Below are 25,607 nucleotides of genomic sequence, written 5' to 3' on the forward strand. Positions count from 1 at the left end.
GATATTTTTTGCCACCGAAGTGGCTGATATCGTCTTGTGAGTGCCCACACAGATTGTCTGATAAATTGTTAAAGAGCAGTGAGTTACGCGCTTTCGCTTGCTAACTCGAGGTGGCGTATATTACGCTTTCCTCATTCAGTGTCAACCGTTTATTTCATCCGGTCATCACTGTTTTTAATCTTTCCGACCCGGTTACTTCGTGATGTTGTTCACGTTGTTCCCTGTCGATGGAGCGGCATTATAGGGAGTTGGATTTTAATGGCAAGCGAATAAATACAGTTTTATTTCGTTTGCCGTTTTTTTATCCAAAGGCTGCTATTTCTGCCCTTTTGCTATAAAGGAAGGCAATGCAGCAAGGCTTTCCAGTACCATGTCCGCCGCACTTTCACTTTCTGCGGTCACAGGCTTACCGGTACGAACTAAAATCTTATGTCCTACGCCTGCGGCGGCAGCGGCCTGCATATCTTCAAGCTTATCGCCCACCATATAAGAAGAGGCCATATCAATGTTTAGCTCTTCTTTGGCCGTCAAAAACATACCCGGTTGCGGCTTACGGCAATCACAGACCTGAGTAAACGCTTTCACGGCACCTTCCGGATGATGCGGGCAGAAGTAGATACCATCCAGATCCACACCGCGGTCGGCCAGTGACCAGTCCATCCACTCTGTGAGCGTCATAAACTGCTCTTCAGTAAATTTACCCCGCGCGATACCGGACTGATTGGTGACCAGCACCAGTAAAAAGCCCATTTCCTTTAATTTAAGGCAGGCATCAATGACACCGTCGATAAACTGGAAATCATCGATTTCATGTACATAACCGTGATCGACATTCAAAGTGCCATCACGGTCGAGAAAGATTGCTGAAACAGGTTGTGCCACGAATTTGCTCCTGATGGCTGATTAACGGCGCCAGTATCGCATGTTTTCAATGTCCGTGAGAATGCTAACCTGGTTGACTTAGACGTCTAGACGCCTTAGCATCCACGACATGCTACGGGGGAGAGCCCCGCAGAGTTAATTTCACCACGTCACGGCAAAAAGACAGAATAAAAAAAATATGATTAAACTTTCAAACATCACCAAGGTTTTCCAGCAGGGTTCGCGCCAGATTGTCGCGCTCTCTGACGTGAGTCTTCACGTCCCTGCCGGACAAATTTATGGCGTTATCGGCTCTTCCGGCGCGGGGAAAAGTACGTTAATCCGCTGCGTCAATTTGCTGGAACGTCCGACGGAAGGCCAGGTCTTGGTCGATGGTCAGGATCTGATGTCTTTCTCAGAGAAAGCGCTGACCCGTGCACGTCGCCAGATTGGCATGATTTTCCAGCATTTTAATCTGCTGTCGTCACGTACCGTGTATGGCAACGTAGCATTGCCACTGGAACTCGATAATCTCTCTTCCGCAGACATTAAGACGCGCGTCTCCGAACTTCTTAAGCTGGTCGGTCTGGAAGATAAGCATGACGCTTATCCGGCTAATCTTTCCGGCGGACAAAAACAACGTGTGGCGATTGCCCGTGCGCTGGCCAGTAATCCTAAAGTATTGCTGTGTGATGAAGCCACCAGTGCATTGGATCCGGCAACCACCCGCGCCATTCTGGAACTGCTGAAAGATATCAACCGTCGTCTGGGACTGACCATTCTGCTGATCACTCATGAGATGGATGTTGTAAAACGCATTTGCGACCAGGTTGCCGTGATCAGCGATGGCAAACTGATTGAGCAGGATAAAGTGAGCGAAATGTTCTCTCATCCTAAAACGCCGCTGGCTCAGCAGTTCATTCAGTCGACCTTACATCTGGATATCCCGGAAGATTACGCCGTGCGCATGATCCCCACAGCGGAAGAAGGTCGTGTGCCTTTACTGCGGCTGGAATTTACAGGTCAGTCAGTGGATGCTCCGCTGCTGTCAGAAGCTGTACGTCGCTTTGACATTAACAACAATATTATCAGTGCTCAGATGGATTATGCCGGCGGTGTGAAGTTCGGGATTATGCTGACGGAAATGCACGGTTCAGAAGAAAACACTCAGGCGGCTATTCAGTTCCTGCATGAGAATCAGGTGAAAGTAGAGGTGCTCGGTTATGTCTGAGGCAATGATGTGGTTAATGGGCCGGGGTATCTGGGAAACGGTCATCATGACGCTGACCTCTGGTTTCTTTGGTTTTGTGTTGGGTCTGCCTTTTGGCGTGCTGCTGTATGTCACCCGTCCGGGCCAGATTGCAGAGAATAAAAATGTCTACCGCGTGATGTCGGCGTTGGTGAACATTTTCCGTTCCATTCCTTTTATTATCCTGCTGGTGTGGATGATTCCGTTCACCCGCATGATTGTGGGTACCTCTATCGGTCTACAGGCGGCAATTGTCCCGCTGACTGTGGGTGCCGCACCCTTTATTGCCCGTATGGTTGAAAACGCCCTGCTGGAGATCCCAAGCGGTCTGGTGGAAGCTTCCCGCGCAATGGGCGCAACGCCGATGCAGATCATCCGTAAAATCCTGTTACCGGAAGCCCTGCCAGGTCTGGTCAATGCCGCCACCATCACATTGATCACTCTCGTAGGCTATTCTGCTATGGGTGGTGCTGTCGGTGCCGGTGGTCTGGGGCAAATCGGTTATCAGTACGGTTATATCGGTTATGACGCCACGGTGATGAATACGGTATTAGTCCTGTTAGTGGTTTTGGTGTATTTAATTCAGTTTTGTGGCGACCGCATCGTAAAAGCAGTCACACATAAATAACGAAACAACAGCGGTAATAGCTACCCTGTGAATGATTTTTATCCGCTTATTGAGGAAAGGACATGTCTAACAAATTCAAATCCATTGCAGTTGTCGGCGCGCTTCTGGGATCGCTGGCTTTAGTTGGCTGCGGGCCAAAAGAACAAGATCCAAACCACATCAAAGTGGGTGTGATTGTCGGTTCTGAACAGCAGGTTGCTGAAGTTGCACAGAAAGTGGCAAAAGAAAAATACGGTCTTGATGTTGAGCTGGTGACATTCAACGATTACGTATTGCCTAACGAAGCGTTGAGCAAAGGCGATATTGATGTTAACGCTTTCCAGCACAAACCTTACCTTGATCAGCAGATTAAAGATCGTGGCTATAAGCTGGTGCCGGTCGGCAACACCTTCGTCTACCCTATCGCGGGTTACTCTAAGAAAATCAAATCAATTGATGAACTGAAAGATGGCGATCAGGTTGCACTGCCAAACGATCCGACTAACCTCGGCCGTTCTTTACTGTTGCTGCAAAAACAAGGTCTGATCAAACTGAAAGACGGTGTTGGCCTGCTGCCGACCGTTCTGGATGTGACTGAGAATCCTAAAAACCTGAAACTGGTCGAGCTGGAAGCTCCGCAACTGCCACGTTCACTGGATGATGCGAAAATCGCACTGGCAGTTATCAACACCACTTACGCCAGCCAGATCAACCTGACGCCGGAAAAAGACGGTATCTTCGTAGAAGATAAAGATTCTCCATACGTAAACCTGATCGTTGCACGCGAAGATAACAAAGACGCAGAAAACGTGAAGAAATTCGTTCAGGCGTATCAGTCTGACGAAGTGAACGCTGCTGCGAACAAAATCTTCAACGGCGGCGCTGTAAAAGGCTGGTAATGACGTGAAATGAGCCGCTGAGGATTTCTCCGGGCGATTCATTTCTCAAATATTACTTTCTCAAAGACCTTTTTCAGAAATAAATAACAAGGCGGGCAGTTGCCCGCCTTGTTATTTTCTCAATACCTTGGTTCAATAACGCCACATTCTTTCCTGTAAACATATTAAAAAGCAGAGGATATACCATGCGTGCTTTACCTCTCTGTTTGTCGGCACTTTTGCTGGCGGGTTGTTCCCTGACTCAACACACACAGCCAACACCTCCTGCGCCTGTTGTTAAAGAAGAACCAAAACCAGTCAAACCAAAGCCGGCTCCAGTGCGCCCTGCTCCTGTAAAACTGTATAAAGATGCAGAAGCTTTAGTCGGAACGCCGTTCCGTGATCTGGGTGAAGTCTCCGGAGAGTCCTGCCAGAGCGCTCAAAACGATACGCCGCCAAGTCTGGCAACGGCGCGTAAGAGAATGCTGACCCGCGCATCTTATATGAAAGCCAATGCCGTGTTGCTGCATCAGTGCCAGATCATCAGCGGTGTGCCAGGCTGCTTCCAGCAGGCAATTTGTCAGGGTTCTGCCCTGAACGTCACGTTTAAATGACCTCTTTTGCTTTTGAACAAATAGGGACAATTCACTCGCCCTATAAAGAGAAGTTTGCTGTCCCGCGTCAGCCTGGTTTGATTCAGGATGGCGGCGGTGAATTACATCTGCATGCGCCTTACAACCAGCCTGAAGCCGTTCGCGGGCTGGAAGAGTTCAGCCATTTATGGGTGATGTTCATTTTTCATCAGACGATGGAGGGAGGATGGCGCCCGACGGTTCGCCCGCCACGCCTTGGTGGCAATGCACGCACCGGTGTTTTTGCCACACGGTCCACTTTTCGGCCTAACCCGCTCGGCATGTCTCTGGTTGAACTGAAAGGGATCCGCTGTCAGGGACAGAATGTCGTTCTGCAACTTGGCAGTCTGGATTTAGTGGATGGCACGCCGGTTGTCGATATCAAACCCTATCTGCCTTTTGCGGAAAGCCATCCTGATGCGCGCGCCGGGTTTGCCCAGCACGCGCCGGATGCCGATATGCCGGTCGAGTTTTTACCTCAGGCTGAACAACAGCTGGCGGAACAAGCGCGGCGCTACCCACATCTGCGCCGTTTCATCACGCAGGTTTTAGGTCAGGATCCGCGTCCTGCTTACCGCAAAGGGGAATCCGCAGAACGCGATTACGCTGTTCGCCTGCTGGAATTTAATGTCCGCTGGCGGGTTGTGGGTTCTCTGAATCAGGTATTGTCCCTCGACAAAAACTAAATTTCCTCTGCGTCTCTTTTGGCAACAGCAACTCGCTGGTAAACTAAGCCACTTTTCACGTTTTGGCTGCCTATGGCAGCCCGATTGCAATTTGCAGTGCTAACGGAACCAACACATCATGCGTACTACTCAATATCTGCTCTCTACACTGAAAGAGACGCCAGCCGACGCGGAAGTTATCAGCCACCAGCTGATGCTGCGCGCGGGGATGATCCGTAAACTGGCCTCGGGCCTGTATACCTGGCTGCCGACCGGCTTACGTGTTCTCAAAAAAGTTGAAAACATCGTACGCGAAGAAATGAACAACGCGAACGCTATTGAAGTGTCGATGCCGGTAGTTCAGCCCGCCGACTTATGGCAGGAGAGCGGACGTTGGGAACAATATGGTCCGGAATTATTACGTTTCGTTGATCGCGGCGAGCGTCCTTTCGTTCTGGGTCCAACCCACGAAGAAGTGATTACCGATCTGATCCGTAATGAAGTCAGCTCGTACAAACAGCTGCCACTGAACTTCTTCCAGATCCAGACCAAATTCCGTGACGAAGTTCGCCCGCGTTTTGGTGTGATGCGCTCCCGTGAATTCCTGATGAAAGATGCCTACTCGTTCCACACGACGCAGGAATCTTTGCAGGAAACCTATGACGCGATGTACGCGGCCTACAGCCAGATTTTCAACCGCATGGGTCTGGATTTCCGTGCCGTGCTGGCGGATACCGGTTCTATCGGCGGCAGCGCCTCCCATGAGTTCCAGGTACTAGCACAAAGCGGCGAAGATGATGTGGTGTTCTCTGACTCTTCTGAGTTTGCCGCCAACATTGAGTTTGCTGAAGCACTGGCACCAAGTACGCCACGTGCTGCTGCAACCGAAGAGATGCGTGTTGTTGAAACGCCGGACGCAAAAACCATTGCTGAACTGACTGAACAGTTCCAGGTTCCGGTTGAGAAAACCGTGAAAACCCTGATGGTTCACGCAACAGAGGAAAGCGGCCATAAGCTGGTCGCCCTGCTGGTTCGCGGTGATCATGAGCTGAACGAAATCAAAGCCGAAAAACTGCCGCAAGTGGCGTCACCACTGACCTTTGCAACAGAAGCTGAAATTCGTGAAATCGTTGCGGCTGGCCCGGGTTCACTCGGCCCGGTAAATCTGCCAATGCCAATTGTTGCCGACCGCACTGTTGCCGCCATGAGCGATTTCAGCGCAGGCGCAAACATCGACGGTAAACACTATTTCGGTATTAACTGGGATCGCGATACTGCGCTGCCAGAAGTCGCCGATATCCGTAACGTGGTCGCAGGCGATCCAAGCCCGGATGGTCAGGGTACGCTGGTGATCAAACGCGGGATTGAAGTCGGTCATATCTTCCAGCTGGGGACAAAATACTCAGAAGCGATGAACGCGACCGTTCAGGGCGAAGATGGCAAAAACCAGGTGATGACCATGGGTTGTTACGGTATCGGCGTGACCCGTGTGGTCGCTGCGGCGATTGAGCAGAACCATGACGATCGCGGCATTATCTGGCCGGATGCTATCGCACCATTCCAGGTCGCTATTCTGCCAATGAACATGCATAAATCTTTCCGCGTGAAAGATGCCGCAGAAGCGTTGTACAAAGAACTGCGCTCACACGGTATTGATGTGATCCTCGACGATCGCAAAGAACGTCCGGGCGTCATGTTCGCGGATATGGAACTGATCGGTGTGCCGCATCACGTGGTGATTGGTGATCGTAATCTGGATGCTGAAGAGCTGGAATACAAAAACCGTCGCACTGGCGAAAAACAGATGATCAAACAAAGTGATATCGTTGAGTATCTGCTGAGCCAGATCCCGCGTTAAGATCAGCTGACGATCATTTGCCTGTAAAAATGCCCGCATAATGCGGGCATTTTTCTTTGTGTAGTTCAGTGAGCGTCATTACGGACAGGATTTGGTGGCATCAAACCTGACATTTTTATCTGCCACTACAGCCTTCTGCATCTGCCCTTCTTCCATTGACGGTTCTGTCATGAAATGTCCGTCCATTGAAAGAAAGACCAGCTGATTCGGGGTTTTCCGCGCTGCAAGATACCCTTCTTCCAGCGATTTATTGGCTGACATCGGGAATACATTGCCGGTCGCGCAATCCTTAAAGGATGCCGCATCGGCGCTGTATTGCATCATTCCGGTCAATGCCATCGGCGTCTTCGGCAAATTCTGCTGCACCGGCTTCAACGTGTAATTGAATGTGGAGGTGATCGGCTCCCCGCTTTGATCCAGCATTTCCAGATTTTCATCTTTCGGATGGAAGTAGCGTTTCTCACCATCGTTTCCAGTCAGTACCAGTTTATCAGCCGTCCGTGCCCAACTTCCGTAACTGGCGAACGCCTGATCGCCGTCTTTACTTCCCTGATAAATTTCCTGCAGGATATAGGTTCCGTCCTGTTGAAGGAAAAGTGACGTCTTCAGGCCACTGCAGTCGGCACAAGGCAATACGCCGCTGTAACTTTGCTGCATCGCCTGCAAGGGTTTTTCATGATTAAACGCGGCGGTATGACAGCCAAACAGTGACAGCGCCCCGAGCGCCAGCACTGCACTAATAATGATTTTTTTCACAGTTTCTCCCCTACTGCTTTTATCCCGGTGCTGCGATAAAAAATGTCCTGCAGCACGAATTTAGGGCTAACGAATCTTGCCCCGCAATGCTTTCGTCGCACCTTTGCGAACCTTACTTTCTACCCGACGAATTTTCGATCCCCGGGTCGGTTTTGTTGCCCGGCGCGGTTTTTCAATAACCATCGCCTGCGAAATCAATGAGCTCAAGCGGGCAAGAGCCGCTTCACGATTCATCTCCTGACTCCGGTATTCCTGAGCCTTGATAATCACCCAGCCGTCAGCGGTCACAGAATGATGATTAAACGCCAGTAACCGCTCTTTATAATATTCTGGCAAACTCGACGCTTTAATATCAAAGCGTAAATGGATAGCCGTTGAGGTTTTATTGACGTTCTGACCGCCGTTACCCTGCGCACGGATCGCCGTTAATTCGATCTCGCTGTCGGGTATTTCCAGTTTTTCAGAAAGGATTAGCACGCTGATTACCTGGTTTCTTTTACAACAGACTCTTTCCATTCAGAAAAATGAATTTCCAAATTACTCTGAGCATCAGAAAGCCAGATAGTTCCGTCCTGCAACGTCGCCTGTAGATTCATGGTCCGGCTGCCAAAAGCAGTCAGCTGATTCAACAACTCATCTTCTAAATAACGGATGCGCAGGTTCTCAAAACCTCTGACTTTCCCTTCGATTTGCGACCACCAGACTTTCGCCGCACGCTCACCATACGCGTAAAGGACGACTTCACGCGATTGGTTACAGGCCTTTTTCAGACGCTTCTCATCAGGTAAACCCAGTTCGACCCATAACTCGATGCCATTGTGGTCATTCTTACGCCAGATTTCAGGCTCGTCTTCGGCACTCAGTCCGCGGGTAAAAGTCAGTCGTTCGTCGGCATGGTAAATCCATGCCAGCAGACGCAGCATCATGCGTTGTTCTGTTTCTGAAGGATGCTGTGCCAGAGTCAGGCTGGCGTCATGAAAGAAATTACGATCCATATCAGCGATATTGACCGCTGCTTTATAAATGGTTGCTTTTAACGCCATGGTAAACCCCTTGATAATAGACGCACAGTGTACTTGAAAGCATCCTGCCGCGACCAGTTTTCCCCCGATGGTTATCCTCAATAATGGCTTTACGCAAACGATTTACCTTTACAGGGCTGCTAATAACTCACACTCTCCTGTGCTATAGTCGTTAAATACTGAGAGCTTATCTTTCTGCGCTTTCCTCAGAGGGATACGCTTTTTAGGGAGAACTTATGCAACAATACTGTGAGTTGGTACGCCGTAAATATTCCGAAATCGCCAGTGGCGATCTTGGATATGTGCCCGATGCGTTGGGCTGTGTATTGAAAGCATTGGACGAAGTCGCAGCAAATGCTGAACTTCCGTCTTCCGTTAGGGACCAGGCGGCCTACGCCGCCGCTAACTTATTGGTGAGCGATTATGTCGATGAATGATGAGTACCAACCCATCAATTGTGATGACTACGATAATCTCGAGCTCGCCTGCCAGCATCACCTGGTTTTGACGCTGAAGCTACGTAGTGGAGAAGTCGTTGAGGCTAAAGCGAACGATCTATTAATGCGTAAGAAAGTGGAATATCTGGTGGTAGAGGCGAACGGCGAACAACGGGATCTGCGTCTGGATCACATTGAAAGCTTTAGCCATCCGGAAATTGGCACCGTTGTCGTCAGCGCAGAATAGCGACAACCGTCTCAGTTTACCTAACGGGCAATCTCAGGATTGCCCGTTTGCATTTCTGCGACAGCCCTATTTCAGCGGCGTCAGACTGGCGTAATAAGCCGATAAATCACTGATATCCTGATCGGACAATGACGAACTAAAAGCCTGCATCACACCAGCCTGCCCGCCACTTCGGTCACCTTTCTTGTAAGCATGCAGCGAAAGCGCCAGATAATCTGCATTTTGCCCGGCCAGATTAGGGTAAATCGAATTAACGGCTTTTCCCGCTGCACCGTGGCATGCCGCGCAACTGGCGGACTTAGCCTGCCCGTCAGCGATATTCCCGCCCGCCAGCGCCGGTGTACTTGCGAGCACAAGTCCCGCGATTCCTGCCATGAGTTTTGCCATTACCTGCATTACGCCTCCGCGGACGAATCACCTTCGCCCAACTAAATCTTTCATTTTTATGACGCAACCGACCAGATAACCTGCCATTGCGCTTCATTATTTTCGGCCAGAGCCTGGCGGGTAATAAACCACCCCGGCGCAGCCATCAGTTGTTCATTGTAATAAATCAACGGGATACGATCCCGCTGCCAGGGAGGTATCCCCAACTCTGACCACAATTTTTTAGCCTGACGCGCGCGATCCCTCCCGACTTTTTCGATCATTCCCTGCGCCTGAAACCGCACAGTGATCGTTTCATCAGCACGTGGCTGTCGAATCGCACAGCCATTCACCTCTGCGGTGAGATCAGGATCGACAGCAAGAAAGCCCAGCCCGTCCGGCAGCATCAGTTTTTCCGCCGGATCCCAGCGGATAACCAGTTCCCTCAGGGACTGAAATTCTGGCAATAAATACAGACGCTGACGAAAACGCCGGACGACCCGTTTACCCAGCACTAACTGCGCCTGCGCATCTTCGCGGCTGAGTGCCACTTCATCCCATATTCTCTGCAATTGTTCACGCGAGGGCATTTTTGCGCCACAGGTTGCCAGCCAGCGGCGTATTAACGCCGGGCGTCTCACTGCCGAAACTTGACTCAGGCCATCGACGGACAAGCTCCCCTGCCGATCGGTGAGGGTTTCCAGAGATTCACTGAGTAACTCATCAAGCAATGCTTCCTGCTCTGCGCAAAGCAAGGCGCTGCGGGCGGTAGCCTGAGCAAAGTGCGGCCAGCGTTCATAGAGATCGGGCAGAATTTGCAGGCGCAAAAAATTACGATCGAAACGGTCATCGCGGTTACTGTCATCTTCAATCCAGTTCAGCTGATGCTGCGCCGCGTATGCCTCAAGCTGTTCTCGGCTGAGATCAAGCAACGGCCGCAATAAACGATAGCCGTGAGCGGAGCTGTCGGCGCTCATCGCCGAGAGACCGGCTGGCCCGCTGCCACGCTTAAGCGCCAGCATGAAGGTTTCGCATTGGTCATTCAGATGCTGCGCAGTCAGTAATACTTCGCCGTCAGTCAGATTTTCAGAAAATGCCAGATAACGTGCCGTTCGCGCCGCCGCTTCAATCCCACCTTCCTGCGCATTGACCTGCACTTTTACTACGGAGAAGGGAATATTGCGTTGCTGACAAAACGTCTGGCAGTGAACGACCCAGTCATCCGCAAAACGGCTTAATCCATGATGGATATGCAGCGCGCGCAATTCGATATCAGGCTGTGTACTGTCGCGCAACCTGGCCACCCCGGCCAGCAGAACCGAGGAATCCAGGCCGCCACTGAACGCCACGCACAGCTTTCGCGCGTTGCCGATCTTCGTGCGCAGATGTTCAGCAAGGAATGTTGCGGCTGTTTTTGAGTTCATAGAATTATCAGGATTCGTACAGTTCCAGGGGTAATCCATCAGGATCGTTGAAGAATGTGAATTTTTTCCCGGTATAAGGATCGGTTCTTACCGGTTCACAGATAACTCCCGCGTCCGTCAGCGCGGAAACAGACTGTCCGATATCTTCCACACTGAACGCCAGATGGCGCAATCCGCAGGCTTCAGGACGGCTTGGCCGGGCCGGGGGATGCGGAAAACTAAAGAGTTCAATGGTGTACTGACCGTTCAGCGCCAGATCGGCTTTCCAGGAATCGCGTTCTTCGCGGTAAAACTCGCCCAGCAACGTGAACCCGAGAATGTCACAGTAAAAACGTTTGCTAGTCTGATAATCAGTACCGATGATGGCGATGTGATGGATCTGGCGAAGATTTAGCATTGTCATGTCCTGTTGATTTCTGATGTGCACGTTACTCAGGGCGTCTGAACTCGTCAATAAAAAGCCCTCATGAAGAGGGCGGTTTGTTAGCTGGCTTCCGGAAGTTTTAAGACTTTCACCAGATAGCGCCCGTCTTCTGTGAGACGGGTTCCATGAATATCCGTATCAAATCCCGGGTAACGTTCGCCGATCGAGCAAAGCATAATCAGGAAATCGAGTACCGCGCGGCTTTCCTCCGTGATCATCTCACCCGGCATCACCACCGGCACGCCAGGAGGATAAGGCAGGATCATGTTGGCTGATACTTTGCCCACCAGTTCATCAATGTCGCATTCATCAATATGACCACGAACCTGATGCTGGAACATTTCATATGGCGTCATTTTCATTTCCGGCAACACATCGAACGCTTCCAGCATTAAACGCGGCAGGTCATGGCGGACGATCAGTTTGTGGATCCCTTGTGCCAGATCCTGGATACGCATATTGCGATAAAAATCAGGATCTTCTGCGTACAGGTCCGGCAGCATATTTTTGATGCGCAGATTGAGATCGTAACTGCGTTTGAAATCGGTCAACCCGCGCATCAGGCTCATGGATTTGGTTTTATCAATGCCGATGCTGAACAGGAAAAGCAGATTATACGGCCCGGTTTTTTCCACCACCACGCCGCGTTCATCGAGGAATTTCGCCACTAATGCGGCCGGGATCCCCTCTTCTTCCAGTTTGCCTGTTTCATCCATACCGGGTGTCAGGATCGTCACCTTGATCGGATCCAGATACATATGATCCGTATCTGCATTCGCGAAACCATGCCAGTTTTGATCCGGATTCAGCGGCCAGCATTCGGCTTCATCAATATGTTCGGGCTGCCAGATATCAAAGAACCAGCCCTCGGTTTCTTCACGCAGCCGCTGGATCTCTTTACGAAAATGCAGCGCACGTTCCACCGAGCGGTTGATCAGGCGACGCCCGGGATTGCCCCGCAACATTGCTGCGGCAGTTTCTGCGGAAGCCACAATGCCGTAGTTCGGCGATGTGGTGGTGTGCATCATATAAGCTTCATTAAAGGTGCTTTCATCGTAATCCCCTTTAATGTGGATCATCGAAGCCTGTGAGAAAGCCGCCAGTAACTTATGCGTGGATTGCGTTTCGTAGATGACTTTTCCCGGAATTCGTTCGCCACTCATCCCGCTTTTACCGTCATAAATCGGGTGGAAATTGGTGTATGGCACCCAGGCGGAATCGAAATGAATCGACGGCACATCCAGCGTACTTTTGATGTAATCCGTGTTGTACAGCAAGCCATCGTACGTGGAATTGGTGATCACCGCATGGACGGGCCAGGTGGCATTCTCAGTCTGTGCGATTTTCGCCTCGATACTTTCGCGGGTGAATTCCCGCTTAGGAATTCCGCCGAGAATGCCATAGGCATTACGGTTCGGCCGCAAATAGACCGGCACGATATTGGTCATCATCATCAGGTGAGCCAGCGATTTATGGCAGTTGCGGTCAATCAATACCGTACTGCCCGCCGGTGCGGCATACATTCCGACAATTTTATTGGCTGTCGAGGTCCCGTTGGTGACGATATAACTTTGCTCGGAGCCAAATGTGCGGGCGATATACTCTTCCGCTTCGAGGTGCGGTCCGGTGTGATCCAGTAAGGAACCCAGTTCCGTCACCGAAATCGACACATCGGCTTTCAGCGTTTTCGCGCCAAAGAAATCATAGAACAGCGTCCCGACCGGGCTTTTCAGAAATGCCGTACCGGCCATATGCCCCGGTGTACAGAAGGTATATTTCCCCTCTTCCACGTAGGTAAACAACGCTTTGGTGAGCGGCGGCGTGATGGTGTCGATGTATTCATCGGTGTACTGGCGGATGCGTTTGGCAATATCCTCCGCCGCACTCAGGGCATATTCAAAGAAATACAGCACCATGCGCATTTCGTTCACATCAACGTCCAGCGTCGAATGTGTATTGATGAAAGCATACAGCGGCAGATACTCATTCAGCTCGTTAATGGCTGTGCACAACTCCTCGCTGTGCTGATCCCAGTCGAAAATAGCGCCGCAAATGCGGGCGTTGTTTTCAATGAGTTTGAGCAGATCAGCCCGATCGCGCGGATAAATGATCTGAAACCCGAGAAGCGTCAGTGCGCTATCCAGTTCACGGATTGGCTCATCTTTGTAGTAGGCCCCTTCCGGGCGCATGATAGCGATAATATTCATCGGACAAATCCTTCTGTTGTTAATTCTCTCAGGTAATTATAGAAACACGGTTAGTCCCTGCAGGGTACCCTTCGCCATTGAGTTTAAGGTGAAAAGAGGGAAATTTAAGAATGCAGGAAAATTGGAGAGAGAAAACGTGCCATAAAAAAAGGCCACGCAGTGCGCGGCCTTTCGGAAATCACATTCAGGATCAGCAGTAGCCGTACGTCATCAGACGCTGATAACGACGGTTACGCAATTCTTCCGTGCTCAGCACATCCAGATCGCTGAGGTCAGCTTCCAGTTGTGCACGCAGGGAAGCGGCCATCGCCTCTACGTTACGGTGAGCGCCGCCCAGAGGTTCCGGGATCACGGAGTCGATCAGTTTCAGCTCTTTCAGACGCGGTGCAATGATGCCCATCGCTTCCGCAGCCAGAGGGGCTTTATCCGCACTCTTCCACAGAATTGACGCACAACCTTCCGGCGAGATCACCGAATAGGTGCTGTATTGCAGCATGTTAACTTTGTCACCCACGCCGATCGCCAGTGCGCCACCGGAGCCACCTTCACCGATAACGGTGCAGATAACCGGAACGTTCAGACGGGACATTTCACGCAGGTTACGGGCGATCGCTTCAGACTGACCACGTTCTTCCGCGCCCACACCCGGATAAGCGCCCGGGGTGTCGATGAAGGTGATGATTGGCAGTTTAAAACGCTCAGCCATTTCCATCAGACGCAACGCTTTACGATACCCTTCTGGTGCAGGCATGCCGAAGTTACGACGAATTTTCTCTTTCGTTTCACGGCCTTTCTGATGACCAATGATCATCACTGCACGTTCACCCAAACGAGCAATACCGCCAACGATAGCTTTATCGTCTGCGAAGGCACGATCGCCCGCCAGTTCATCAAAATCAGTAAAAATATGTTTGATGTAATCGAGCGTATAAGGGCGACGAGGATGGCGTGCCAGTTGGGCAATCTGCCAGGCACCCAGATCAGAGAAAATCTTACGGGTCAGTTCAACGCTTTTCTCGCGCAAGCGTGCAACTTCTTCGTCCAGATTAATATCTAATTTTTCGTCTTGACGGCTGACTGCAGTCAGCGAGTCAATTTTCGCTTCCAGTTCCGCAATCGGCTGTTCAAAATCAAGAAAATTCAGACTCATAGCATTCCTATTTTAGTCAAATTCCAGTTCCACCTGCTCAGTACCGACCAGGCCTCGCAAATCCAGCAATAGTTTGTCCGTTGGCGTAACACGCCATGACGCCCCGAATCGTAGCCGGGCTCTTGCGTTTTCTCGTTGGTAATACAGATGCACTGGTATCGTCCCCGATCGATGTGGTTCCAACGATTGGCGGAGACGGTTCAAAAGCTGGTCATCAATTTGCCTGTCAGTCAGCGAGATAGCAAGACCGCGAGCATATTTTTCCCGTGCTTCACTGATGTCCATTACATCGCGGGCCATCATTTTAAGCCCGCCACTGAAGTCATCAAAGCTGACCTGTCCTGTGGCGATAAGGATACGGTCTTTTTCCAATAAATGCTGGAATTTTTCCAACGCTTCGGTGAACAACATCACTTCGAGACGACCGGAACGATCGTCAAGCGTACAGATCCCAATACGGTTACCCCGTTTGGTGACCATGACACGCGCGGCGAGAACCAGCCCCACCGCAACGGTCATTTTGCCCCGTTCCGTCGGATGCATATCTTTTAAACGCTGGCCGCCGCCATAACGTTCAATTTCTTTCAGATACTGGGTGATCGGATGGCCGGTGAGATACAACCCGAGCGTTTCACGTTCACCATCGAGAACCGTTTGTTCCGGCCATGGCATCACGTTCGAGTAGGACTTTTCAACCTGCTCAGGAGCCTCTGCCAGCACACCAAACATATCCACCTGACCGATGGCTTCCGCTTTGGCATGCTGATCAGCCGCCTTGAGCGCATCACTGAGCGAGCTCATCAGCGCGGCGCGATGCGGCCCCAGCCGGTCAAATGCCCCGGACATGATCAGTTTTTCAAGAATGCGTTTATTGAGCTTTTTGACGTCGGCGCGTGCGCAGAGATCAAACAGCTCTTTGAAATAGCCGCCTTCATTACGTGCTTCAATGATGGCTTCAATCGGGCCTTCACCCACGCCTTTGATTGCGCCAATGCCGTAAACGATTTCACCTTCGTCGTTCACGTGGAAATGGTACAGGCCGCTGTTGATATCAGGCGGCAGGATTTTCAGCCCCATACGCCAGCATTCATCCACCAGCCCGACCACTTTCTCGGTGTTATCCATATCGGCGGTCATTACCGCTGCCATGAACTCCGCCGGATAGTGCGCTTTCAGCCACAGCGTCTGATACGACACTAAAGCATAGGCTGCGGAGTGGGATTTGTTAAAACCGTAACCCGCAAATTTCTCTACCAGATCGAAGATTTTAATCGCCAGTTCGCCGTCAATGCCGCGTGATTTCGCACCGTCTTCAAAACCGCCGCGCTGCTTGGCCATTTCTACCGGGTTTTTCTTACCCATTGCACGACGCAACATGTCCGCGCCACCCAGCGAATAACCCGCCAGGACCTGCGCGATCTGCATGACCTGTTCCTGATACAGGATGATGCCGTAGGTCGGCTCCAGAACAGGTTTCAGGGATTCATGCTGCCACTGAATATCCGGATAGGAAATCTCTTCGCGGCCGTGTTTACGGTCGATAAAGTTATCTACCATGCCTGACTGCAACGGCCCCGGACGGAACAGCGCCACCAGTGCGATCATATCTTCGAAGCTGTCGGGCTTCAGACGCTTGATCAAATCTTTCATGCCGCGGGATTCAAGCTGGAACACCGCCGTGGTTTCCGAGCGTTGCAGCATGTCGAAGCTTTTTTTGTCATCCAGCGGAATGGCAGCGATATCCAGCGGGGCTTCGCCGGATTTTGCACGACGGGCGTTAATCATCGCCAGCGCCCAGTCGATGATGGTCAGCGTACGCAGACCGAGGAAGTCGAACTTGACCAGCCCGGCGTATTCCACGTCATTTTTATCGAACTGGGTAACCGGATGGTTGCCTTCAGCATCGCAATACAGCGGTGCGAAGTCGGTAATTTTTGTCGGTGCGATCACCACACCCCCGGCGTGTTTACCGGCGTTACGGGTGACGCCTTCCAGCTGACGCGCCATGTCAATCAGCGACTTAACTTCTTCGTCAGCCTCATAGATTTCCGGCAACTGCGGCTCAGCGGCAAACGCTTTCTCCAGCGTCATCCCCGGATCAGGCGGCACCAGTTTGGAAATACGGTCAACGAAACCATACGGATGGCCCAGAACGCGGCCCACATCGCGGATAACCGCTTTGGCTGCCATGGTACCAAACGTGATGATCTGCGAAACGGCTTCACGGCCATACATTTCTGAAACGTGATCGATCACCCGGTCGCGTTTTTCCATGCAAAAGTCGACGTCAAAGTCGGGCATGGAAACACGTTCGGGGTTAAGGAAACGTTCGAACAGCAGGTCAAATTCGAGCGGATCCAGATCGGTAATTTTCAGGGCATACGCCACCAGAGAACCCGCACCGGACCCACGCCCCGGCCCCACCGGTACACTGTTATCTTTCGACCACTGGATGAACTCCATGACGATCAGGAAGTAGCCGGGGAAACCCATCTGGTTGATCACTTTCAGTTCGATATCCAGACGCTCGTCATACTCAGGACGTCGTTGTGCGCGAACTTCCGGATCAGGGAACAGAAATTCCAGACGCTCTTCCAGGCCGATTTTTGATTTCTCCACCAGAAAATCTTCGGTGGTCATGTCACCGGTCGGGAATTGCGGCAGGAAATACTCGCCGAGACGGATAGTGACGTTACAGCGTTTGGCGATTTCCACGCTGTTTTGCAGCGCTTCCGGTACATCCTCAAACAGCTCACACATCTCATCTTCGCTGCGCATATATTGCTGTGAGGTGTAATTGCGCGGACGCTTAGGATCATCCAGCGTGAAGCCGTCGTGGATCGCAACACGGATCTCATGGGCGTCAAAATCGGTCGGCACCATAAAGCGCACGTCATTGGTTGCCACCACCGGCAGACCGCGTTCAGTCGCCAGCGCGACTGCGGCATGCAGATAGTTTTCTTCTTCCGCACGGCCGGTACGGATCAGTTCGAGATAATAACGATCGGGGAAATACTGCTGGTAGAAGTCGAGACACTGACTGACCTGTAAATCATTGCCACGGGTCAGAAACTTACCGACATCGCCCATTCTTGCGCCGGAAAGCAGGATCAGCCCTTCATTGAGTTCTGCCAGCCAGTCGAGGTCAACAATCGGCCCGGCCGCGCCGTAGCCACGCTGATAGGCGCGTGAAATCAACAGCGTCAGGTTCTGATAACCCTGATTGTTCATCGCCAGAACAGTCAGTTGAGCCAGCTCATCACCGAGAATTTCACTTTGCACATTCAGGTCAGCACCAATGATCGGCTTAATGCCTGCACCGTGCGCCGCGCCGTAAAATTTCACCAGACCACAGAGGTTGGTAAAATCGGTAATCGCCAGAGCAGGCATGCCGAGCGACGCTGCGCATTTCACCAGCGGGCCGACTTTGGCGAGCCCATCCACCATGGAATAGTCGCTATGTACACGCAGATGAATAAAACGAGGTTCGGCCATATCCAGGATCCAGAAATGAGTGAATTAAAAGTGTATTTCTTTCACCCGGGCGGGCAGTAACACATGAGGCGTTATGCCAGCCCGAGTACGCGTTTCACCGGTGCAAAACTCTGACGATGATGTGCGGTTGCGCCGAGACGGGCGAGGCTTTCGAGATGCACCGGCGTCGGATAACCTTTGTGCCTGGCAAATCCATATTCAGGGAACTGTAAATCCAGTTCAACCATTTCACGATCGCGGGTGACCTTCGCCAGAATAGATGCCGCACTGATTTCAGCCACTTTGCTGTCCCCTTTCACCACCGCCTGTGAGGCCATTGGCAGCTTCGGACAACGGTTACCGTCGATCAACACCATATCAGGCGTGATAGCCAAACCGGCAACGGCTCTCTGCATCGCCAGCATGGTGGCATGAAGAATATTCAGTTCATCGATTTCGTGCGGCTCAGCGCGCCCAAGGCTCCAGGCCAGCGCCTTCTCTTTAATTTCGATGTAGAGCGCCTCACGACGCTTTTCCGTCAGCTTCTTGGAATCCGCCAGCCCCAGGATCGGTCTTGCGGGATCAAGGATGACGGCAGCGGTGACCACGGCGCCCACCAACGGGCCACGCCCGACTTCATCCACGCCGGCGATACACACGGCCTGCGGATAGATAAATATATCGCTCATCGGTTTGCCAGCTCCATCACGGCCTGAGCAGCCTGTTCGTCTGCATCGCGGCGGATGCTTTCATGCAGCTCAAGGAAAGTCTCGCGCAGCGCCTGACTTTTCTCACCGCCGGCCAGTAAAGGCAGCAATGCCGCAGAGAGTTTGTCCGGCACGCATTCAGTCTGCAGGAGTTCGGTCACAATTTCCCGTCTTGCCAGCAAATTCGGCAAAGAAACATAGGGTGTTTTCACCAGACGCTCTGCCAGCCAGTAAGTGGCAGGCTTCATACGGTAACCGACAACCATCGGACATTTTGCCAGCATGCACTCCAGCGCAGCCGTGCCCGAAGCCAGCAGCGCGGCATCACTGGCGATCATCGCTTCGCGACCCTGGCCATCCAGCAAGTGGGCCGGTAAATCAGGGGCAATTTCCGCTTTAATACGCTCAAACTGCTCGCGGCGCTTGGCATTCACCAGTGGCACAACAATGTGCAAATCAGGATAGGTCTGCCGCAACAGCAACGCGGTTTTGAGGAAATCCGCACTGAGCATTTCAACTTCAGCATGACGGCTTCCCGGCAGTAACGCCAGACAGTGCACATCATCAGGAATATTGAGAGTCTGACGCGCAGCCTGTTTATCAGGATGCAACGGCATTGCATCAGCCATCGTGTGGCCAATGAAACGGCAGGGAACATTGAATTTGTCGTAAAACGCTTTTTCGAAAGGCAGAAATGCCAGAACCAGATCCGTGGCTTTCCCGATTTTGAAAACACGTTTTTGTCGCCAGGCCCAGACAGACGGGCTGACATAATGAATCGTGCGGATACCGCGCTGCTTTAAGCGCCCTTCCAGCGTAATGTTGAAATCAGGGGCATCGATGCCCACAAACACATCAGGCTGCAGTTCGCTAAAACGACGGGTCAGATCTTTGCGGATTTTCAACAGGCGTGGCAGCCGTTCTAACACTTCCACCACGCCCATCACCGCCAGTTCTTCCATTTCGTACCAGGCTTCGCATCCTTCCGCTTGCATCAGCGGACCTGCAACTCCGACAAAGCGGGCATCAGGATGATACTTTTTCAGCGCACGAATGAGACCCGCGCCAAGAATATCGCCGGATGTTTCACCGGCTACCAGACCAATTGTCAGAACAGGCTTTTGCATTGTTTTCCGTAGCGCAGATCAGCGAATAATGCCGCGTGTTGAGCGGGCAAAGAAATCGCTGAAGGGTTTAGCTTTCGGGAATTCAGCCGCGATAGCAGCGATTTCCGGTTGTGCTTCTTCCAGCGTTTTACCACTGCGATACAGCAACTTATAAGCATTGCGGATAGCGTGCAGATCGGCTTTTTCGAAACCACGACGTTTAAGCCCTTCGATATTGATACCGAATGGTGTCGCGTGGTTACCCTGCGCAATGACAAACGGAGGAACGTCCTGAGCCACGCCAGAACACCCGCCAACCATCACATGCGCGCCGATAATGCAGAACTGATGCACTGCGGTCATACCGCCAATGATCGCGAAATCATCGACTTCAACGTGGCCACCAAGGGTCGCGTTGTTCGCCAGAATACAGCGATTCCCAATGACACAATCATGAGCGATATGCGCGTTAACCATCAACAGGTTATCGCTGCCCACTTTTGTCAGACTACCGCCCTGAACGGTACCACGATGAATGGTGACGCTCTCACGAATATTGTTGCGATCGCCGACCTCAACGCGTGTTGGTTCACCGGCATATTTCAGATCCTGGTTAATTTCACCGATGGAAACGAACTGGAAAATGCGGTTATCGCGACCAATTTTGGTCACGCCATTAAGAACTACGTGTGATTTAAGCTCGGTACCTTCTCCGATTTCTACCTGGGAACCCACGTAGCAGAAAGGACCGATATGCACTCCGGCGCCGATTACGGCACCGTCTTCAACAATAGCGCTTGGATGAATAAAGGCGGTTTTGTCTATCATGTATTAGGACTCCCGGCGACGGGCGCACATCATTGATGCCTCACAAGCGATCTCACCATCGACTTTAGCGACACCTTTAAAACGAGCAACGCCACGACGCTCTTTAATGAATTCAACTTCCAGAACCATCTGGTCACCCGGCAAGACCGGACGTTTAAAGCGTGCATCGTCAATTGCTGCAAAGTAATACAATTCACCTGGCTCCAGTTTTCCTACGCTTTTGAACGCCAGAATGCCGGTGGCCTGCGCCATCGCTTCCAGAATCAAAACACCTGGGAAAATCGGTTTGCCCGGGAAGTGGCCCTGGAAGAACGGTTCGTTAAAAGAAACGTTTTTCACAGCGCGCAAAAATTTCCCTTTCTCAAAATCCAGCACGCGGTCAACCAGTAAGAACGGGTAACGGTGTGGCAGTAAATCCAGTATCTCTTCAATACGCAGAGTATGAGTGTCAGTAGTCAAAATACTCTTCCTGTCTATAAAAAACTGATGGCATCAATAACACGGCCTGCCAGACCCCAAAAGAAGGTCATCAGGCAGGCCGCAAATAGGAACGTATGTCGCAGGTTCACTCAACGAAGGGAACACAAAGCAGCACCGTAGGTGGTAATTAGTCTTTTTCGATTTTACGCTCGACAGCTTTCAAGCGCTTATTCATCTCGTCAATATTCATTACCAATGCAGCCGTCTTACGCCAAACTTTATTCGGTTGTAACGGGATACCGGAGGAGTATACCCCAGGTTCAGTGATTGGTCTCATTACCATTCCCATTCCTGTCACAACGGCCTGGTCACAAATCTCCATGTGACCATTGATAACACTGGCTCCGCCAATCTGGCAGTAACGACCGATTTTCAGACTACCGGCCATGATAACACCGCCCGCAACCGCCGTATTGTCTCCAATCACGACGTTGTGTGCAATCTGGCATTGGTTATCAATGATGACACCGTTACTGATGATCGTATCATCAAGTGCACCACGGTCGATGGTGGTACAGGCTCCGATCTCAACACGATCACCGATAATCACGGTGCCCAGCTGAGGGATCTTGATCCAGTTACCCCGATCGTTGGCATAGCCAAAACCATCAGCGCCGATCACTGTGCCGGACTGAATCAGACACATCTCACCGATTTCAACACGATGATAAATTGAAACATTGGCCCACAGACGCGTACCTGCGCCAATTTTCGCTTCTTTACCGATAAAGCAGCCGGCACCGATGACCACATTGTCACCTAACACCACGCCGGATTCGATGACTGCATTTGCGCCAACCGAGACATTCTTACCTAAAGAAGCACTGTCAGAGATCACCGCACTCGCAGCAATATCCTGTGCAGGTGCTGGTGTCGTATCCAGCAATTGCGCCATACGCGCATAGGTCAGGTAAGGGTTTTTAACCACTAATGCCGCTGTAGGGCAAAATGGCAGATCCGCTTCCGTCAACACTACGGCACCTGCGGTACAGGAGGCCAACTGTTCACGGTAACGGCTGTTTGATAAAAACGTGATTTGCTCAGAGTGTGCGGAATGCATTGAAGCAACGCCGGTGATGGCAATTTCGCCATCACCGTGCAATTGTGCATCCAACTGCTGTGCGAGATCAGCCAGTCGAATTGAAGACATGTTTATTTAACCTGTTTCAGCACATCAGCAGTAATATCTTTGTCATTGTCAGCATACGCGATGGCGTTTGCATCGATAACAACATCATAACCTTCTTTGCTGGCTACAGATTTCACAGCATCCTGAATACGGCTCAGGATTTTGTTACGTTCTTCAGCCTGACGACGACGGTTATCTTGCTCGAATTGTTGCGCTTTAGCTGAGAACGCTTCGCGTTGAGCCATTACGTCTTTTTCGAGTTTAGAACGATCGCTGGCTTTCATGGTTGAGCCATCACGTTGCAGACGTTGCATTTTGGTTTGCAGATCACGTTCCTGAGATTGCAAATCTGTCGCGCGGCTTTTGAACTCGTTTTCCAGCTGTTTTGCTACAGCTTCACGTGCAGGCATTTGTTGGAAAATGCTTGCTACGTTAACGATAGCAATTTTATCAGCAGCCTGAACGCTGGCTGAAGAAGCCATAACTAAACCGAGGCCTGCGGCATATAACCACTTTTTCACTATAAACTCCTTCCATCACCCGTTGTGCCATCTGGCACAGTAAATTACACAAAACACCGGATGCTAAAACAATACACGGGCCGAAACCCGTGTATCACTTTCAGCATCAGGCCATTGCGATTCTGCTGAACAAACTCTGTTCAGGCAGGACGTTACCAGGTTTTACCAATGTTAAACTGGAACTGTTCTGCCTTGTCGCCTTCGTATTTCTTGATCGGTTGTGCGTAAGAGAAGACCAATGGCCCAAGTGGAGACATCCACTGCAACGCAAGACCTGAAGAAACACGAATGTTGCCTGGTTTACTGTAATCAGGAACGCCGGCCGCAATAGTTTGCGGGGTGTTTTCCCAACCGGTATCCCAGACGGTACCGCTGTCCACGAACAGGGAAGTACGCAAGGAGTTAGCGTATTTCTCGCTAACAAACGGAGTAGGAACGATCAATTCCGCACTCAATACAGCCATTGCGTTACCACCGACTGCATCGTCCGAGTTATCAATCGGACAACCGCTGTACGAGGTATTAGCCGTAGTACATTTGTAATATGCCGCTTTTGGACCAATGGTGTTCGACTGGAAACCACGAACACTGCTTGAACCACCGGCATAGAAGTTATCGTAGAACGGCACTTCTTTGCCGCCGAGACCATCAGCGTAACCTGCACGCGCACGGCCCATCAGCACCCAATCACGATCCTGATTCAGTGGCAGATAACTGGTTGAATCAAAAGTGATTTTGTAATATTCGTTATCAGAGCCCGGAACAGTCACTTTACCGTTCAGGCTGGCTTTCGTCCCGGCTGTCGGGAAGTAGCCACGGTCGAGGTTGTTATAACCCCAGCCGATATTGGCGAAGAAGTCATTCGCACTGAAGTCAGCATCCGCGTTGTCACTGGTGGTCACCGCAGGTTTCAGGCCAACAGAGTTCAGATAACGGAACATGGCGATCTGAGGTTCCATATTGGACAGATCGTTATGTACGTAATCCAGACCCAGACGCAATGAGTTGTTCTCATTGATTGGGAAACCAAGGTTGCCGCCAATACCGTAACTTCTGTTGGTATAGTCAGACAGGTCCGCATCATCTGCTTTAAAGTCGTTATAGAAGATACGACCACCCAAACTTACGCCATCAACGGTGAAGTACGGGTCAGTGATAGTGAATTCGGCATACGTCTGGTAATCGTTCTTGGTACCGCTGATGCCGACGGAGTTACCCGTACCCAGCCAGTTGTCCTGCTGGACACCCACCTGGAAGCTGACACCACTTTCAGTACCGTAGCCCACACCAAAGTTGAAGCTACCGGTGTTACGTTCTTTCACTTTGTAGACAACATCAACCTGATCCGGTGAACCCGGAACGCGCTGCGTATCCACATCAACCGTTTCGAAGTAACCCAGACGGTTCAGACGTTCTTTACCTTTATCGACCAGATCGTTGCCTAACCAGGCACCTTCCATCTGACGCATTTCACGGCGCAGTACGCTGTCCTTACTGGTGTCATTCCCTTCAAAGCGGATATGACGCACGTAGAAACGGTTACCCGCATCCACGTTGATATGCAGTTTAACGGTTTTGTCTGCATCGTTAATTTCTGGCTGTGTCGTCACACGTGGATAGGCATAACCATAACGCCCCAACATCTGCTTGATGTCGTTTTCCATTTTGGTGACTTTGGCGCCGTTATACAGCTCGCCTTTATCAATTTTAGTCAGGCTTTGTACTTCTGCTGAGTGACCCGCCATGCTGCCGGTCACTTCAACGCCAGAAAGTTTGTATTGATCACCTTCTGTGATGTTCAGCGTGATGTAGATGCCTTTTTTGTCCGGCGTCAGGCTGACCTGCGTCGAATCAATATTGAAACGGGCATAACCGCGATCCAGATAGAAACTGCGCAGGGTTTCAAGGTCACCTGCCAGTTTTTGTTTCTGGTATTTACGGTCACCGACCACGTTCCACCATGGCACTTCATCACGCAGCTGGAAGCGTGAAATCAGGTCATCGGTCGTGAAGGCATGGTTACCAACAATGTTGATCTGCTGAATTTTTGCAGAAACACCCTCGGTGAAGACCAGCTTCAGGTCAACACGGTTACGTGGTAAAGGGGTCACAACCGCTTTTACCGACGCACTGTATTTACCGACGCTGTAGTAGAAGTCTTCAAGACCTTTTTCGATACTGCCGATGGTTGTACGGTCAAGGGCTTCGCCAACACGGACGCCAGAGGCTTCCAGGTTTTGTTTCAGCATGTCATCTTTCACCGATTTGTTACCGGAGAAAGTAATGCTGGCAATGGTTGGACGTTCTTTAACCTGAACAATCAGAGAATCACCATCACGCAGGACGCGAACGTCCTCAAAGTTGCCAGTGGCAAACAATGCACGAATGGTGTTACTGATATCATCTTCAGTAACCGTATCACCGACGCGAACCGGCATATTGAGTAACGCCGCACCGACGGCAACTCGCTGCAGGCCTTCGAAATGAATATCTCTCACTACGAAACCGTCTGCACCGTATACGGTGGCGCTGCCAAACAGCAGCGACGCTATGAGCAACTTTTTGATCGCCATCGTTGT

The 25,607-nt window shown here is 51.2% G+C and carries 25 protein-coding genes; 8 read left to right on the plus strand and 17 right to left on the minus strand.

Features of this window, described 5'->3' with window-relative positions; genetic code table 11:
* Window positions 1–315 precede the first annotated feature (315 nt).
* Window positions 316–882 (minus strand): D-glycero-beta-D-manno-heptose 1,7-bisphosphate 7-phosphatase, encoded by a 567-nt coding sequence (gmhB, locus tag EYY67_RS15620; protein WP_095923190.1) that lies wholly within the window; start codon window positions 880–882, stop codon window positions 316–318.
* 178 nt (window positions 883–1,060) lie between these two features.
* Between gmhB and metN the strand changes: the two genes are divergently transcribed.
* The 6 genes from metN (at window position 1,061) to proS (ending at window position 6,750) form a co-directional block, all read left to right on the plus strand.
* Window positions 1,061–2,092, plus strand: coding sequence for a methionine ABC transporter ATP-binding protein MetN (metN, locus tag EYY67_RS15625; RefSeq protein ID WP_095923191.1), 1,032 nt, complete (start codon window positions 1,061–1,063; stop codon window positions 2,090–2,092).
* Window positions 2,085–2,738, plus strand: a complete 654-nt coding sequence (locus tag EYY67_RS15630) for a methionine ABC transporter permease MetI (RefSeq protein ID WP_015696115.1) — start codon at window positions 2,085–2,087, stop codon at window positions 2,736–2,738. The genes metN and EYY67_RS15630 overlap by 8 nt, the downstream gene beginning before the upstream one ends.
* A 62-nt stretch (window positions 2,739–2,800) precedes the next feature.
* Window positions 2,801–3,616 (plus strand): MetQ/NlpA family lipoprotein, encoded by an 816-nt coding sequence (locus tag EYY67_RS15635; RefSeq protein ID WP_095923192.1) that lies wholly within the window; start codon window positions 2,801–2,803, stop codon window positions 3,614–3,616.
* A gap of 185 nt (window positions 3,617–3,801) precedes the next feature.
* On the plus strand, window positions 3,802–4,209 hold the full coding sequence (rcsF, locus tag EYY67_RS15640) for an Rcs stress response system protein RcsF (RefSeq protein WP_015696113.1): 408 nt from the start codon (window positions 3,802–3,804) through the stop codon (window positions 4,207–4,209).
* Entirely contained in the window at window positions 4,206–4,913 is a 708-nt protein-coding gene (tsaA, locus tag EYY67_RS15645) for a tRNA (N6-threonylcarbamoyladenosine(37)-N6)-methyltransferase TrmO (protein ID WP_131693842.1), read from the plus strand. Before rcsF ends, tsaA begins: the two co-directional genes overlap by 4 nt.
* 118 nt (window positions 4,914–5,031) lie before the next feature.
* A complete protein-coding gene (gene proS, locus EYY67_RS15650; RefSeq protein WP_119822813.1) occupies window positions 5,032–6,750 on the plus strand; it encodes a proline--tRNA ligase in 1,719 nt (572 codons plus the stop codon).
* Window positions 6,751–6,828: 78 nt separating this feature from the next.
* Here the strand turns inward: proS and nlpE are convergent, their stop codons facing one another.
* From nlpE to EYY67_RS15665, 3 genes are all read right to left on the minus strand, one after another.
* On the minus strand, window positions 6,829–7,506 hold the full coding sequence (gene nlpE / locus EYY67_RS15655; protein ID WP_131693843.1) for an envelope stress response activation lipoprotein NlpE: 678 nt from the start codon (window positions 7,504–7,506) through the stop codon (window positions 6,829–6,831).
* A gap of 66 nt (window positions 7,507–7,572) precedes the next feature.
* Complete coding sequence (gene arfB, locus EYY67_RS15660) at window positions 7,573–8,022, minus strand: alternative ribosome rescue aminoacyl-tRNA hydrolase ArfB (RefSeq protein WP_408637201.1); 450 nt, start codon at window positions 8,020–8,022, stop codon at window positions 7,573–7,575.
* Window positions 7,989–8,549 (minus strand): YaeQ family protein, encoded by a 561-nt coding sequence (locus EYY67_RS15665; RefSeq protein WP_095923197.1) that lies wholly within the window; start codon window positions 8,547–8,549, stop codon window positions 7,989–7,991. Before EYY67_RS15665 ends, arfB begins: the two co-directional genes overlap by 34 nt.
* A 215-nt stretch (window positions 8,550–8,764) precedes the next feature.
* Here EYY67_RS15665 and EYY67_RS15670 point away from each other — a divergent pair, with 215 nt between their 5' ends.
* Both EYY67_RS15670 and rof read left to right on the plus strand, forming a co-directional pair.
* A complete protein-coding gene (locus tag EYY67_RS15670; protein WP_015696108.1) occupies window positions 8,765–8,965 on the plus strand; it encodes a YaeP family protein in 201 nt (66 codons plus the stop codon).
* Window positions 8,952–9,212, plus strand: coding sequence for a Rho-binding antiterminator (gene rof / locus EYY67_RS15675; protein WP_095923198.1), 261 nt, complete (start codon window positions 8,952–8,954; stop codon window positions 9,210–9,212). The genes EYY67_RS15670 and rof overlap by 14 nt, the downstream gene beginning before the upstream one ends.
* 66 nt (window positions 9,213–9,278) lie before the next feature.
* Here the strand turns inward: rof and EYY67_RS15680 are convergent, their stop codons facing one another.
* From EYY67_RS15680 to bamA, 13 genes are all read right to left on the minus strand, one after another.
* Window positions 9,279–9,599: a c-type cytochrome gene (locus EYY67_RS15680; protein WP_131693844.1), complete on the minus strand. Its 321-nt coding sequence runs from the start codon at window positions 9,597–9,599 to the stop codon at window positions 9,279–9,281.
* A 56-nt stretch (window positions 9,600–9,655) separates the two neighbouring features.
* Complete coding sequence (gene tilS, locus EYY67_RS15685; protein WP_131693845.1) at window positions 9,656–11,002, minus strand: tRNA lysidine(34) synthetase TilS; 1,347 nt, start codon at window positions 11,000–11,002, stop codon at window positions 9,656–9,658.
* 7 nt (window positions 11,003–11,009) lie between these two features.
* Window positions 11,010–11,399 (minus strand): VOC family protein, encoded by a 390-nt coding sequence (locus EYY67_RS15690; protein ID WP_131693846.1) that lies wholly within the window; start codon window positions 11,397–11,399, stop codon window positions 11,010–11,012.
* A gap of 86 nt (window positions 11,400–11,485) precedes the next feature.
* On the minus strand, window positions 11,486–13,633 hold the full coding sequence (locus tag EYY67_RS15695) for a lysine decarboxylase LdcC (protein WP_131693847.1): 2,148 nt from the start codon (window positions 13,631–13,633) through the stop codon (window positions 11,486–11,488).
* A 190-nt stretch (window positions 13,634–13,823) separates the two neighbouring features.
* The gene (accA, locus tag EYY67_RS15700) at window positions 13,824–14,783 is read right to left on the minus strand and encodes an acetyl-CoA carboxylase carboxyl transferase subunit alpha (protein ID WP_013574209.1); all 960 of its coding nucleotides are present in this window, start codon (window positions 14,781–14,783) and stop codon (window positions 13,824–13,826) included.
* 12 nt (window positions 14,784–14,795) lie between these two features.
* Entirely contained in the window at window positions 14,796–18,278 is a 3,483-nt protein-coding gene (gene dnaE / locus EYY67_RS15705) for a DNA polymerase III subunit alpha (RefSeq protein ID WP_131693848.1), read from the minus strand.
* A 71-nt stretch (window positions 18,279–18,349) separates the two neighbouring features.
* On the minus strand, window positions 18,350–18,946 hold the full coding sequence (rnhB, locus tag EYY67_RS15710; protein ID WP_119822817.1) for a ribonuclease HII: 597 nt from the start codon (window positions 18,944–18,946) through the stop codon (window positions 18,350–18,352).
* Window positions 18,943–20,091, minus strand: a complete 1,149-nt coding sequence (gene lpxB / locus EYY67_RS15715; RefSeq protein WP_131693849.1) for a lipid-A-disaccharide synthase — start codon at window positions 20,089–20,091, stop codon at window positions 18,943–18,945. Before lpxB ends, rnhB begins: the two co-directional genes overlap by 4 nt.
* A gap of 18 nt (window positions 20,092–20,109) precedes the next feature.
* Complete coding sequence (lpxA, locus tag EYY67_RS15720) at window positions 20,110–20,898, minus strand: acyl-ACP--UDP-N-acetylglucosamine O-acyltransferase (protein ID WP_095923206.1); 789 nt, start codon at window positions 20,896–20,898, stop codon at window positions 20,110–20,112.
* 3 nt (window positions 20,899–20,901) lie between these two features.
* Window positions 20,902–21,357 carry a 3-hydroxyacyl-ACP dehydratase FabZ gene (gene fabZ, locus EYY67_RS15725; protein ID WP_095923207.1) on the minus strand — a complete coding sequence of 152 codons (456 nt, stop codon included), beginning with the start codon at window positions 21,355–21,357 and terminating at the stop codon, window positions 20,902–20,904.
* A 148-nt stretch (window positions 21,358–21,505) separates the two neighbouring features.
* Window positions 21,506–22,528 (minus strand): UDP-3-O-(3-hydroxymyristoyl)glucosamine N-acyltransferase, encoded by a 1,023-nt coding sequence (lpxD, locus tag EYY67_RS15730; RefSeq protein WP_095923208.1) that lies wholly within the window; start codon window positions 22,526–22,528, stop codon window positions 21,506–21,508.
* A gap of 2 nt (window positions 22,529–22,530) precedes the next feature.
* Window positions 22,531–23,028: a molecular chaperone Skp gene (gene skp, locus EYY67_RS15735; RefSeq protein WP_095923209.1), complete on the minus strand. Its 498-nt coding sequence runs from the start codon at window positions 23,026–23,028 to the stop codon at window positions 22,531–22,533.
* A 152-nt stretch (window positions 23,029–23,180) separates the two neighbouring features.
* Complete coding sequence (gene bamA / locus EYY67_RS15740) at window positions 23,181–25,601, minus strand: outer membrane protein assembly factor BamA (protein ID WP_095923210.1); 2,421 nt, start codon at window positions 25,599–25,601, stop codon at window positions 23,181–23,183.
* Window positions 25,602–25,607 lie beyond the last annotated feature (6 nt).

Source organism: Rahnella victoriana (assembly GCF_004330295.1).
Lineage (GTDB): Bacteria > Pseudomonadota > Gammaproteobacteria > Enterobacterales > Enterobacteriaceae > Rahnella > Rahnella victoriana.